This window comes from Stieleria mannarensis (genome assembly GCF_014154935.1).
GTDB lineage: Bacteria > Planctomycetota > Planctomycetia > Pirellulales > Pirellulaceae > Stieleria > Stieleria mannarensis.
The window spans coordinates 1-12846 of sequence record NZ_JACEHH010000053.1; the positions used below are offsets into that span (position 1 = coordinate 1).

At 60.7% G+C, this 12846-nt stretch carries 10 protein-coding genes; 6 read left to right on the plus strand and 4 right to left on the minus strand.

The features are described from left to right. The first annotated feature begins 922 nt into the window (after positions 1–922). The 6 genes from H1B37_RS26775 (at position 923) to H1B37_RS26800 (ending at position 7533) form a co-directional block, all read left to right on the plus strand. Entirely contained in the window at positions 923–1669 is a 747-nt protein-coding gene (locus tag H1B37_RS26775) for a ParA family protein (protein WP_353620930.1), read from the plus strand. Beyond that, on the plus strand, positions 1662–2648 hold the full coding sequence (locus tag H1B37_RS26780; protein ID WP_182870351.1) for a ParB/RepB/Spo0J family partition protein: 987 nt from the start codon (positions 1662–1664) through the stop codon (positions 2646–2648). The genes H1B37_RS26775 and H1B37_RS26780 overlap by 8 nt, the downstream gene beginning before the upstream one ends. 434 nt (positions 2649–3082) lie before the next feature. Further along, positions 3083–5206: an NfeD family protein gene (locus H1B37_RS34570; protein ID WP_182870352.1), complete on the plus strand. Its 2124-nt coding sequence runs from the start codon at positions 3083–3085 to the stop codon at positions 5204–5206. 3 nt (positions 5207–5209) lie between these two features. After that, positions 5210–5797 (plus strand): NfeD family protein, encoded by a 588-nt coding sequence (locus H1B37_RS26790; RefSeq protein ID WP_182870353.1) that lies wholly within the window; start codon positions 5210–5212, stop codon positions 5795–5797. A 208-nt stretch (positions 5798–6005) separates the two neighbouring features. Then, entirely contained in the window at positions 6006–7073 is a 1068-nt protein-coding gene (gene floA, locus H1B37_RS26795; RefSeq protein ID WP_182870391.1) for a flotillin-like protein FloA, read from the plus strand. A gap of 16 nt (positions 7074–7089) precedes the next feature. Next, on the plus strand, positions 7090–7533 hold the full coding sequence (locus H1B37_RS26800) for a hypothetical protein (protein WP_182870354.1): 444 nt from the start codon (positions 7090–7092) through the stop codon (positions 7531–7533). A gap of 363 nt (positions 7534–7896) precedes the next feature. Here H1B37_RS26800 and H1B37_RS26805 read toward each other — a convergent pair whose 3' ends face one another. From H1B37_RS26805 to H1B37_RS26820, 4 genes are all read right to left on the minus strand, one after another. Then, the gene (locus H1B37_RS26805; protein WP_182870355.1) at positions 7897–9252 is read right to left on the minus strand and encodes a serine/threonine protein kinase; all 1356 of its coding nucleotides are present in this window, start codon (positions 9250–9252) and stop codon (positions 7897–7899) included. A gap of 2 nt (positions 9253–9254) precedes the next feature. Then, entirely contained in the window at positions 9255–11438 is a 2184-nt protein-coding gene (locus H1B37_RS26810) for an APC family permease (RefSeq protein WP_353620931.1), read from the minus strand. Between the two features lie 223 nt (positions 11439–11661). Further along, the gene (locus H1B37_RS26815) at positions 11662–12474 is read right to left on the minus strand and encodes a TatD family hydrolase (protein ID WP_182870356.1); all 813 of its coding nucleotides are present in this window, start codon (positions 12472–12474) and stop codon (positions 11662–11664) included. 46 nt (positions 12475–12520) lie between these two features. Then, a complete protein-coding gene (locus H1B37_RS26820) occupies positions 12521–12796 on the minus strand; it encodes a hypothetical protein (protein ID WP_182870357.1) in 276 nt (91 codons plus the stop codon). Positions 12797–12846: the final 50 nt, after the last annotated feature.

Here is a 12846-nt window from a genome sequence, read left to right on the forward strand (position 1 = left end):
TGGGAGTTGGGAGTTGGGAGTTGGGAGTTGGGAGTTGGGAGTTGGGAGTTGGGAGTTGGGAGCTGGGAGCTGGGAGTTGGGAGCTGGGAGTTGGGAGTTGGGAGTTGGGAGTTGGGAGTTGGGAGTTGGGAGTTGGGAGTTGGGAGTTGGGAGTTGGGAGTTGGGAGTGGGGAGTTGGGAGTGGGGAGTGGGGAGTGGGGAGTGGGGAGTGGGGAGTGGGGAGTGGGGAGCTGGGAGCTGGGAGCTGGGAGCTGGGAGGCCGTTTCTCGCGATGTTGGCAATGGGGCGCGGGGGAACGCGAACTGGGGGCGGCGTCTGGCCGGCGGGGATTCTTGCTCCGGGTCGGGGGACGCCGATGGTCGCTTCAGATGGAGATGAGCGTAGCGGAAGTCGCCGGGACTTTTGCCAACCAGCAGCGTTTCCGGCGGCGACGATTGCAGCGCGCGCCCTCTCTGGCGTTTGCTTGCTGCGCAAACGCCGTCTCTCCCAGAGAGAGAATTTAAACGGGATGCTGGAAGCCGCAATCATTCAATCGACTTTCCAAGAGAGAGAATCTGCTTTGGATGCCAACAGCGGCAGTCAGCTAATCGGCGTCCCGACAGCCAGCCGAGCTTCCGCCCACGTGCATGCCATCATTCTGCCCCCTTCTCCCCATCTCCCATCTCCCATCTCCCTTCTCCCATCTCCCATCTCCCATCTCCCATCTCCCCTTCTCCCAGCTCCCATCTCCCATCTCCCATCTCCCAGCTCCCAGCTCCCAGCTCCCCTTCTCCCAGCTCCCAACTCCCAACTCCCCTCCCCGCCGCGTCAACCCCAGTTTCTTGTGAAACCGGCCTTGTTTCACCAGAGTCGCATTGCCTAGTTTCCCGCGAAACGAGAACCGCTGTTCGGTTCGGAACTGTTTCTCTTGGGAACGATGACCGTGGGACGAATCCTTTGCGTGGTGAACCAGAAGGGCGGCGTCGGTAAGACGACGACCGCGGTGAATCTGGCGGCCGCGCTTTCGATCGCCGAGCAGTCTTGTTTGCTGCTGGACATGGATCCGCAGTGCAATGCGACCAGTTCGCTGGGACAGGAGCCGACCAACGGGCATGCCTTGGTCAGCGACGTGTCGATCGCCGAGTCGATCGTCCAGACCCGACAGCCGGGATTGTCGCTGTTGCCGGGCAGCCGCACGTTCCAGGACATCGACTTGTTGGCCACCTCGGACGACCAGCAATCGATGCGAGTCCGCAAGCACCTGGACAGTGTGCTCGAGCAGTACGATTTCGTGCTGATCGACTGTCCGCCCAGCGTCGGCGAATTGACTCAAACCGCTTTGGCGGCCAGCACCGAGGTCTTGATGCCGATCCAGTGCGAGTATTTCGCAATGGAAGGGCTGACGCAGCTGATCAAAACCATTCGCAAGGTCATCGTCGCAACCGACGGCCGACTGACCTTTGGCGGGATCCTATTGACCATGTACGATCCCGGTTTGGAACTGACTCGCGAAGTCGACCAGGAGGTCCGCGAGTTCTTTGGTGATATCGTGTTTGAATCCGTCGTGCCGCGGGACGTTTCGCTAAGCGAAGCCCCCAGCCACGGCAAAAGTGTTTTCCAATACGCCCCGCGATCCCGTGGTGCGTTCGCTTATACGCAGTTGTGCATGGAGGTGCTACAGCGTGACTAGTTCATCTGCCGGGACAAAAGATCGTCGCTTGGGGAAAGGTTTGGCCGCATTGCTCGGCAGCCCGCTGGACGAGGAAGGGAATCCGACGCAAAGCGAATCGGGCGGTGGCGGCCAGTCTAACGCTGGCCAGTCCAACGGCGTCCAGGCGCTGATGTTGCCGGTCGACCAGATCGAAAACAACCCGTTCCAGCCGCGGCGGGAGTTCAATTCCGAAGAGATCGCGTCGCTGGCCGAGAGCATCAAGAGCCACCAGCAACTACAGCCGATCCTGGTCCGCATCGTCGACGGCCGGTATCAATTGATCAGCGGCGAACGTCGACTTCGTGCGACGATTCACGCCGGGATGGAAAAGATCCGTGCCGAAGTCCGCGAGGCGGACGATCGTCTGGTCGCAGAACTGGCGATCATCGAAAACCTGCAACGCAAGGACCTGAACCCGATCGAAAAGGCGTTGTCGTTCAAACGCTACATCGACGAGCACAAATGTAAACAAGATGACTTGGCGCGGCGGTTGAGCATTGACCGCAGCACGATCGCCAATCTGATGCGGTTGCTGGAACTGCCCGAAAGCATTCTGGATCTGCTGCAAGCGGGCAAGATCACTGCCGGGCACGCCCGGGCGCTATTGCCGATCGGCGACGAACAGGTCCAGATCACGACGGCCAACAAGATCATGGAAGGCCGGATCAGTGTCCGCGCCACCGAAACCTTGGTGTCGGAAATGCTGAAGGCCGAGGAGGATCAGGAGACCGGGCGAAAGGTCGTCAACGCGACCCGCCAAAAACGCCGCCAAGCCTCCCCGCACTTGGAAGCGATGCAGCAGGAATTGCGGATGGTGTTCGGCACGAAGGTCGAAATCAAAAGCAGCGCCCGCGGCCGCGGCAAAATCACCATCCATTTCAGCGATGGAGAGGATTTTGAACGCATCCGAGCGATGCTGACCGAAGAATCGCGGCCCAAGCTGCGAGTGGCCGGCTGAGGTCGGTTTGATCGCGGTGGTCCGGGTATCAGCGTCGCCGACGTAAATCGCACCGATTCAATATGCGTTGGCCTGCTTGCAAACGCGGTGCCGGAACGCCGCGACGAGTTGACGCCACCGATGGTAAAGCGTAGCCGCGGATTCCCGGCCGAATGACATCCGTGGGTACGCTTTGCCATCCGCGGGCGGATCTTTCTCCCGAGAGCCGATTCAGCCCGTGTCTTTCTTTCGCCGGACGATTTGTCGATAAAGTGCGGCGACCTTGCCAAGGAAAATTCTGCGTCTTTTCCACGCTCTGCTGAGTATCCCGGCGTCGACCGACGTGCCCCGCTTCCACCGGGGACGACATCTACAAGCGACAGCGACCTCGTCCTGGGGCTTTCGTGCCCTATAATCAAACGTGCGTCGTCGTTGTCGTTTATGGAGTGGGTGTCGTGACCTTTCGAGCTTGGTTTTCGTTCGCCGTTTTGGCGCTGCTTTGGATTCCGCCGGGTGCCGCCGCGGACGCCGAGAGTGGTTATGTGGTGGACGTTCCCGTGCCGCTGGGCAGCCAGTCGGCGACGGCCCTGGTCGGCCAGCTGGAACGACTGGCAAAATCCGCGCCCACCGACGGGCGCTTGGACGTGGTGTTGCGCTACGGTGCGGATTCCTCGGGCGGGGAAGCGACCTCGTTTGAAGACGCACTGAAGGTCGCGCGGGCCGTCACCGGCGACCGCCTGCGATCCCTGCGAGTCGTCTCGTTTGTCCAAGGAACGGTGACGGGGCATTCGCTGCTGCCCATCCTGGCGTCGGACGCAATTCTGCTTTCGTCCGGGTCGGAATTGATCGATGCGTCGGCCGGGGAAAGTGACGACGACGAAACCATCGTGCTGACCTACCAGAGTATCGCCGCGCGGCGGGGGCTGTTCCCAAAATCGGTCGTCAGCGCCTTGATCGATCCCGACGTCGAATTGGCTTGGGTCAGCAAGGTCGGCGGCGGAAAAACATTCGCCGCGGGTGACGATCTCGTGAAACTACGTGAAACAGGCGAGGTGCTCGGGGAAGAGGTGTGGAGCGCGGCGGGGGTTCCGGGAACGCTTTCGGCCAACCAATTGCGTTCGGCGCGGATCGCCGCCGGCATCGTGGAAACGTTGGAAGAAGCGGCCGAGGTGTTGGATCTGGCGCAAATCACCCCGGTCGACTCGGCCGCCGTCGGAGGTGTTACCCAAGGCGTGTTGCTGGAAATCGCCGGCTCGATCTCGCGCAGCCGCGTCCGACGCTGGCAAAGCAATCTGAACGGATCGCTGACCGACGGTTCGGTCAACACCTGGCTGGTCGCGTTCGATTCCAACGGCGGTGACCTGGACCAAAGCGCCAGTTTGGCCAGCACGTTCGCGTTGCCCGAACCGCCCTTGCGTTCGGTCGTCGGTTTCATCAGCACCGAGGCCCGCAGCGACAGCGCACTGTTGGCACTGTCGTGCAAACCACTGTACATGACCGCCGAAGCGGTGTTGGGGGGGAGCGGGGCCGACGAGATCTCGCTGACCGATTTGGACAATCACGACGAGCTGATCGACACCATCGCCAGGGCCACGAAACGACCAGCGGGGTTGATTCGCGGTTTGTTGTGCAGCGATTTGGAGGTCTATCGGTACACGAACAAGAAGACCGGCCGAGTCAAGTATTCGACCCCGGCCGATTTGGTTGCCCAGGCCGACGATCCCGATTTAGAACGCGACCGCTGGGAAAAAGGCGAACGCATTGAAATGAAGGACGGGCTGTCGGCTGAGCGGGCGATCGAGTTGGGGTTGGCCGATGGTCGCAGCGACTCGATCGACGACGTCGCCCGCCGCAGTGGCATGGAATCGGTCCCCAAACCGGTGTCCGATCGCGGGCTGGTTCGCTTCGTGGAGCGACTCGGGCGAAGCCAAGGGCTGATGATGATCTTGTTGATGGTCGGGTTCGTCGCCTTGTCGGCCGAAATGAACGCGCCCGGAATGGGCGTGCCCGGTTTCCTGGCGATGGTCTGTTTCGGACTGTTTTTCTGGATGAATTATCTGGCCGGGACCGCGGAGTGGCTCGAACTGGTGCTGTTGATGCTGGGATTGGCATGCATCGCGCTGGAGATTTTTGTGATTCCAGGATTCGGGGTGTTCGGCATCGGCGGGCTGATCATGACGATTGCATCGATCGTGTTGATGAGCCAGACGTTTGTGCTGCCGCAGAACTCGTACCAGCTGACCGTGATCACACGCGGGATCTGGGCGGCTTTGGGCGGTCTGATGGGCCTATTTGGCGGGTTCGTCCTGATGCGTCAGTTCTTTCCCCATTTGCCCCTGTTTCGCCATTTGGTCATGGAGACACCGGACGCCCAGGCGATCGATCAAGCGGAGAAGCTGGCGGATTTCAGCGCGCTGCTGAACCAGACCGGGCAGACCACGACGCCGCTACGGCCGAGTGGAAAGGCACGGTTCGGAGATCAAATCGTCCAGGTTGTCAGCGACGGATCGATGATCGACAAAGGTGTTTCGGTGACGGTGGTCGACGTGCAAGGTGCCAAAGTGGTGGTCGAAGAGTAGCCCATGCCCCTGACCTATTCGCTTGCTTTGCTAGCTTTGTTCTTTGTCCTGCTGGTGGGCGAGTTCTTTATTCCCAGCGCGGGGATGGTCGGCGTTGCCGCGGCGATCGCCGGGACGACATCGATCGTGATCGCGTTCACTCATAGTGCGACGGCCGGTTTTGCGGTCACTACGACGGTCATGGGTTCGACGCCGCTGGTGTTGTACCTGATGATCCGATTTTGGCCGCATTCCCCGATCGGCAAACTGATTTTGAATCGTCGTCCCGGTCAGTTGGATGAACCGACCGAGAGTCGATTGCGGAGTGGCGAAAAGCGGAAAGATTTGGTGGGGCATTTAGGGGTCGCCAAGACGAACCTGTTGCCCAGCGGATTGGTGGTGATCGATGGCAAGCGACTCGATGCGGTGTCCGACGGCAGCCCGATCGATGCCGGGACGCCGATCGTCGTGATCAGCGCGGTGGCCGGCAAACTGCGTGTCCGCGCCGCGGAGCGGTCCGATATCGAACCGGAACAAGTGGAAGTGGAACGTCGAACCGATGCGATCGAAGCAACGCTGGAGTCGTTGGATTTGGAGGACTTGGACGACTGACGGAAACGGATTCAAAACTCTTTTGCGGCCATGTTGACGGGTGTCGCGACGGGGGATCGGATCCTGTACATTTGACGGAGGTCTTGATCGGCCGGCGCGCGTTGGTAGTCACCGCGGTTGGTCAAGCAAGCCGATCGGCTGAACTCGATTCGCACGGACAGGATGCAACACAATGGTTTTCGGGTCGTCACTTCGCTCTACACCGGACATGTCGTCACTGGGGTTGCTTGCCGTCGAGGCGAGTGATTTGACGGTCCCGGCGCTTGTGGGCGCGTTGATTTTGATCGGCGTCGTGCTGGTCGTCGTGTTTGTCTTTGCCAGTTACTTCGGGATCTGGGTTCAATCCTGGTTGACCGGTGCCGGCGTCGGATTCGGCGATTTGATCGGGATGACGTTTCGAAAGGTCAATGCACGATCGATCGTCCGCAGCAAGATCATGGCGGTTCAAGCGGGGTTGGACGATCCGGCGATGACCAGCGAGGCGTTGGAGGCGCATTACTTGGCCGGCGGCAACGTGCAACAAGTCGTCCGCGCGGTGATCGCGGCCAAGAAGGCAAAGACGATTTCATTGACATTCCGAGAGGCGGCGGCGATCGACCTGGCCGGCCGCGACGTGTTGGAGTCGGTCAAGACCAGTGTGTATCCCAAAGTGATCGATTGTCCGCCGCGCGGTGCGGTCAAACCCTCGCTCGATGCGGTCGCCAAAGACGGTATTCAATTGAAAGTTCGTGCCCGGGTGACGGTGCGAGCCAATTTGCAACAGCTGATCGGTGGTGCGACCGAGGAAACGATCATCGCCCGGGTGGGTGAAGGGATTGTCAGCGCGATCGGTAGTGCGGCCAGTCACGCCGCGGTGTTGGAAAACCCTGACGTGATCAGTAAAGCGGTGCTCGCGAAACGACTCGATTCGCAAACGGCGTTTGAAATCGTCTCGATCGACATCGCCGACATCGATGTCGGTGCCAACATCGGTGCACGACTGATGGCCGACCAGGCCGAAGCCGATACCCAAGTCGCGCGGGCTCGTGCCGAAGGCAAACGTGCGGCCGCGGCGGCCGAAGAGCGCGAGAATGAAGCCAAGGTCGAAGAAAGCCGTGCCGCATTGGTGATGGCCCAAGCCTCGGTCCCCGAAGCGATGAGTGAAGCGTTCCGAACCGGCAAACTGCATATCTTGGACTACTACAAACTGCAAAACGTGAGCGCCGATACGGAGATGCGAAAATCGATCGCCACGACCGGTCAGTCTCGTGACAGTCTGGAACGCAAGAACGCCTAACCCACCCGAGTGAAACATGGCTGGCGACCTGGAAGATTTTCTCAAACGTGCCGCTGAACGCCGCGCCCAAAAGCAGCAGCAAGCTGGCGGTGGCGGTGGAGCGGCCAGGCCAAAGCCACGGCCGCGCCCGGAGTACACCGAAGCCAGACGAGAACGCCAAGTTCGCCAGCAGGTGGAAGAGGCGATTCCGGTGGCGGAAGTTGTCGAAGAACCGGTCAACCCGCTGGCCGAGCGGCGACGCAAACTGGCCGAGGCAAAAAAAAAGGCCGAGGAAGCACGTGCACGGTTGGCAAAGCAAACTGCCGAGATTCATGATCCTCAGCCGGCCGATCGAGGTGTCATCTCAATCGCCGGTGGCACTCCCGCCGAACAACTGCTGGATCTTCTGCGCCGCCCCGGTGGGCTGCAACAAGCCTTCATATTGCGCGAGATTCTGGAGCGTCCCCAAGATCGTTGGTAGTGGCGTTCTGGGTTTGAGTGCTTGGAAGCGTCGTGTTTGCGTGCGCTCCGTTGGCCCCATCGAAGCCAAGTTAACAGACGGAGCGACTAAACAAGTGCATTCACCCTCCTGGCAGGAGGGTCGAGCGCAGCGAGGGGGGGGCGAACGGTGAATTGCCGCGCAAACTTTCATCCACCGGTCGCATCGAATCGCGGATCAGCCCTCCCCGCGTCGTCGCTCACGCCTCCGCGACCCTCCCAGCGGGAGGGTGAAGTCGTAAACGCCTGCTAAATCAGAGGTTAAAAACCGCACGACCTCTCCAGGGAGGGTGCAATTCCAAAAAACGCATGATCTCTCACGCACCCGGCTGGCGTCAGCGCGTGTTTACAGAAACTCGCGAACGCAGTAGAGCGCCGTCAGGGCGCCGAGCACAATCCCGAGCAACAATCCGCCGACAAAGCCCACGGGGAACGGTTTGCGTCGCTCGCGGGACATGGCCGGATCGATCGGCTGGTCCAACATCGCCGGCATGGAGGAATCCGACGGGACCATGCCGACTTTGGATCCCATGTTGCCCGAGCCTTGCTGGCCGGAACTGTATTGACCCGAACTGTAGTGTCCCGATCCGTTTTGATTGGGGCCGAACAGGGGCGGCGCATCGGGGCTGGCATTGGGATAGAACTCCGGGGCGTCGTCCATGCCGATCGGGGGCGCGGTCCAAGCTTGCCGCTCGATCGGCCGGTCGACTTCGAACGACGTGGCGCACCAGGCTTCCAGTCGTTCGGCCACTTCGGTGGCGGTCGCAATTCGCCGTGCCGGATCCTTCTCCATCATGTCGGCGATGGTGTCAACGAAGTCTTCTGACAAATCGGGGGCAAATTTTCGCGGATGCCAGGGCGTCTGTTCGCAATGGCGTTTGCACTTGCTTTTGGAATCGCCGCCGGGAAAGGGGACTTTGCCCGTCACGGTGTAGTACAGCGTGCAGCCGAGCGAATAGAGGTCGCTGGCGGGGCCGATCGCGCGCGGGTTGCGGATTTGTTCGGGCGACAAATAGTCGGCGGTCCCGACAATCTTTCCGGCCCGCGGGTCATCGTCCAGCCCCATGCTCCAGGCTGCCAGTCCGATGTCGGAAACTTTGGCGTGGCCTTCGGGGGTGACCAGGATGTTTCCCGGTTTCACGTCGCGGTGCACCAGACCCAGGTCATGGGCGTATTGCAACCCGCGAGCGGCTTGGGAAATCACCAATGCGGCGTGCTGCATGGAGAGAGGGCCGCCGCGACGGACCAGTTTTCGCAAGTCGGTTCCCGGTACGTATTCGGTGACCAGGTAGTGGACGTTGCCGTCGCGACCGGCGTCGTAGGCGCGGACGACGAAAGGGCAATCCAACCCGGCCTGGACTCGGATTTCGCGGGTAAAGGAATCGCGTGAGAGGGCCGTCGACTTTTCCAACGGCAAGACTTTCACGGCGCACTCGCGGCCCATCACTTTGTGCACCGCTTTAAACACCTGGCCCATTCCGCCCTGGCCGATCCAGTCGGTGATCAGGTACGGCCCCAATGTCAACTTGGTCCGTCCGACGTGCAGTTGTTGTGCCTGGTATTCGGTGATCAAACCGCTTTTGACCAGCGTGGCGGCGATCAGCGCATCGTCATCGCGGCCGACCTTTTCCAGGACCTTGTCCATTTGTCGCTTGGAAACCAAACCGCTCCGCACGGCGGACTCTTGGAACACACTGCCCATTTCTAACTCTCTAACTTCATTCCGCCGCCGCTGTGCACCAACGCGACCCGCGGCAGGTCGCCGACCAGTGCTTCCAATCGTGCCAGAAATTCCACATCATCCCCTTCGGCCGGAATCGCCAATCCCAGAAAGACGAACGCGGCATTTCGGCTGGTCGTTTGAATCGCCGTGGCCGGATCGTCCGACACCACGACTTCCGTGTGGCCGACGATACGGGCTTCCCGAAGCAAACCTTCCAGGTGTGAGTTTACTTCATCAATCGCCGAATCGCTTTGCACCACCCGCAACAGTCGCAATTGTCGCCCTTGCCAGGTCGGGTGGGAGAGCATCAGGTGGGCCAGCAATACCATCAGTTCCCCGTTCGCTCGCCCCCGCCACCAGACGTCGACGGTGCCCGCCGGTGCGACGTCTTCGCCTTCGGAATCATCGGTTTGCCGCAGCACCACGACGCTGCGATCGAGTCCTTCCAGATTTCTCAGTAGGCCGCCAAAGACGCGCATCCGATCGCCCGACAGGGGGCATCCCATCAAGACCACGTTGGGGCGCAGGCGTCCGAGCCCCTGGCATTGAACGAGCGCCTGGACGCCGGCGGTGTAATCGCTGGCGACGACGACCGCCGGGAACGCCGCCAAGTGGCGTTCTTTGATCATCGCGTGCAAGATTGATTCCTGAGTGGCCAAACGCTCCGATTGGTCATCCAGCCCGCCGGGGATCACTTGGGCCAGCGCCAAGACGCCGGTTTCGCGTGACAGCCAACTGCCGAAGACAACCAGATGCGGGCGTGAAAAACCGCTGCCGCTGAACGCCAGGACGAAAGGCCGCCAGTTCTTTGGATGGTAAAAACTGTCTTCCAATTTCAGCAGATTGCGGCGGGTGCGTTCGAACAGCAAACCGCTGCTCAAATCGCCCCACTCCGCGTTCACGTCCGCTCGCGTCAGGTAGCTGTGCAGGGCGGCGACCAAACCGCTGGCGACGATCGCCCAACGCCAATCGATCAACAGCATCACCAAACCACACCCGATCGCGCCGGCAAGCGCGGTGACCCAGTTACTGTAACGAAACTGAGGCCGATAGCTGGGATTGTTTGTGATCGATTCGTAAAACGTCGCCAGGTTCAGCAGCCCATAGGTCAATAGAAATGCCATCGTGATCAGGGGCGCGATCGAATTGAGATCCGCCGCCATGATTCCGGTCTGCGCGATCAGGGCGGTCGCCAGAATCGCCCGCCGCGGTTCGCCGTCGTTGCCGCTGACGCCGAAGGGGACCAGCCGCAAAAAGACGCGATCGCGGGCCAACGATTGCAGAATCCGCGGGGCGCCCATCATGCTGCCCAAGGCGGACGAAAGCGTCGCGGCAAACACGCCCAAGGTGATCAGCATCGGGAACATGGCGACCTTGCCGACGACCATGTTGTCTCCGATCAAATCGTCACGGTTGGCACTCGCACCCAGACAGACCGCCATCAAGGCATAGATCAGCATGGTCGTCGCGACGGCCGACAACGTCCCGACGGGGATCGAGCGGGCCGGATCACGCAGGTCGCCCGACATGTTCGCACCGGCCATGATCCCGGTCACCGCGGGAAAAAACAACGCAAACACGGTCCAGAACGATTCGCCACCCTGAAAGCCGGTGCCCCAATTGGAGGCCAGATTGCCCGCGTCGAACTGTCCGGCCGCCCCGCCAAAAAACGACAGCAGCGAGATCGCCACACTGGCCAGGATCACAAATTGAATCTTGATCGCCCAGCTGGCGCCGACCCAGACGCAGACCGTCACCAGCAGATTGGTCACCGAAGCGACCAGGATCGGCGACGTCCCCTCGGGCAGCAGGACCATCAACGCCTCGGAGAAACCGATCACGTACATCGCTACCGAAAGGGCTTGGGCGGCGAAAAACACCAACCCGATCGCGCCGCCGAATTCAGGCCCCAGGCTGCGGCTGATCAGAAAGTACGCCCCGCCGCCTTCGACACGTGTGTTGGTGGCGATCGCCGAAAGCGACAAACTGGTCAGCGTGGTGATCGCATTGCTGGCCAGCACGATGACCAATGCCGCAAACACTCCGGCCTGTCCGACGACGAACCCGAAGCGCAGGAACATGATGACGCCCAGGATGGTCAACACACACGGGGTGAAGACGCCACCAAAGGTCGAAAACGAATTCCCTTTCTCTCCACCCTTCACAGCGGACTCCGGATCGCATGGCTGAAACGCGCAACCGGTCCCTGCAAGACCGGCCGGTCGCCGGACAATTCTAGCGGCAATACGGTGATTGCGGGATCGGGCGCTGTGTGGGGGGCGGTAGCGGAAGCCGCGGAGGCTTTCGGCGTTCTCCCGGGCGGCTTCGCCGCAGACAGCGAAACTCTTGGCGACTTCCGCTACCCCGACACCAGGATTGACGGAAGCCCTAGCCCCGCGGAGTGAAATTAAACTGCTTGCTCTTGGAGAAGAATTCCAGCGGGTTGTCATAGACGACTTTACGGATCAACGATTCCGGCAGAGAGCGTCGTCGCATTTCGAAGATCAAATCGGGGACGGCGGTCGGCTTACTCGGCCCCCAATCGCCGGCCGAATTGGCCAGCAGGCGTTCACCGCCAGTCTGTTCGATCATGTCCACGGCTCGCTCGGGGGTGCACTTGGTGACCGGGTACAGCGTCATCCCGCCCCAGAACCCGCGATCGAGCACTTCGCTGATCGTGTGCTCTTCGACGTGATCGACCAAGACCCGATCGGGATCCAGTCGCTGGTCGTCGCACAGCATGTCCAGGATCATCCGCGTCCCCTGGTACTTGTCTTCCAGGTGTGGCGTGTGGATCAAGATCGACTGGCCGTACTTAGCCGCCAAGTCCAGATGCTCCAGAAAGATCGTCGCTTCGTTCTTGGTGTTTTTGTTCAGTCCGATTTCGCCGATCCCGAGCACGTTGGGCTTGTCTAAAAACTCCGGAATCATGGCGATCACCTCGCGCGACAGCGAGACATTCTCAGCCTCCTTGGCGTTGATGCACAGCCAGGTGAAGTGTTGGATGCCGTATTGTGCGGCGCGCGCCGGTTCGGTTTCGGTCAGCTGGCGAAAATAGTCGCGGAAACCGTCCACGCTGCCACGGTCATAGCCGGCCCAGAAGGCCGGTTCGCTCATTGCCACGCAGCCCATCCGCGCAAGCGTCGCATAGTCGTCCGTGGTGCGGGAAACCATGTGGATGTGCGGGTCGATGTAGTCCATACGTCATCAATCAAGGTGTAAGGGGGGACGCTGACCGTCAGGTGCGTCAGTTGGCGGTGAATCCAAATTGCTCGCGCCAGTCGGCGTCGTACTCGCGTGAGAACAATTGCTGCAGTTGCTCGGCACGGTTGGGAGCGTCAGACAACAAGATCTTCGTTGCCTCGCCTAACAGATCCCGCTTCGATTGGGCCGCCTCCTGCAACGTCTCCGACTGGCATGCTCGGTCGATTCGATCCAACGTTGCGGCGACTTCAAGCAGTTTGGCGCGGACATCCAAAAACGATTCCGCGACAATCGCATCGCCGTTTCGCTCGTTTGTCATAGATTTGCTCGATGATGTGAAGGGACATGCCGGTTGTCGGTCCACGTGTG

What these genes read in the sequence shown, in the direction of transcription:
- H1B37_RS26790 (WP_182870353.1), top strand. Translation starts at nt 5,210, where the DNA reads ATGCCCCTGACCTATTCGCTTGCTTTGCTAGCTTTGTTCTTTGTCCTG.
- floA (WP_182870391.1), top strand. Translation starts at nt 6,006, where the DNA reads ATGTCGTCACTGGGGTTGCTTGCCGTCGAGGCGAGTGATTTGACGGTC.
- H1B37_RS26800 (WP_182870354.1), top strand. Translation starts at nt 7,090, where the DNA reads ATGGCTGGCGACCTGGAAGATTTTCTCAAACGTGCCGCTGAACGCCGC.
- H1B37_RS26805 (WP_182870355.1), bottom strand. Translation starts at nt 9,252, where the DNA reads ATGGGCAGTGTGTTCCAAGAGTCCGCCGTGCGGAGCGGTTTGGTTTCC.
- H1B37_RS26815 (WP_182870356.1), bottom strand. Translation starts at nt 12,474, where the DNA reads ATGGACTACATCGACCCGCACATCCACATGGTTTCCCGCACCACGGAC.
- H1B37_RS26820 (WP_182870357.1), bottom strand. Translation starts at nt 12,796, where the DNA reads ATGACAAACGAGCGAAACGGCGATGCGATTGTCGCGGAATCGTTTTTG.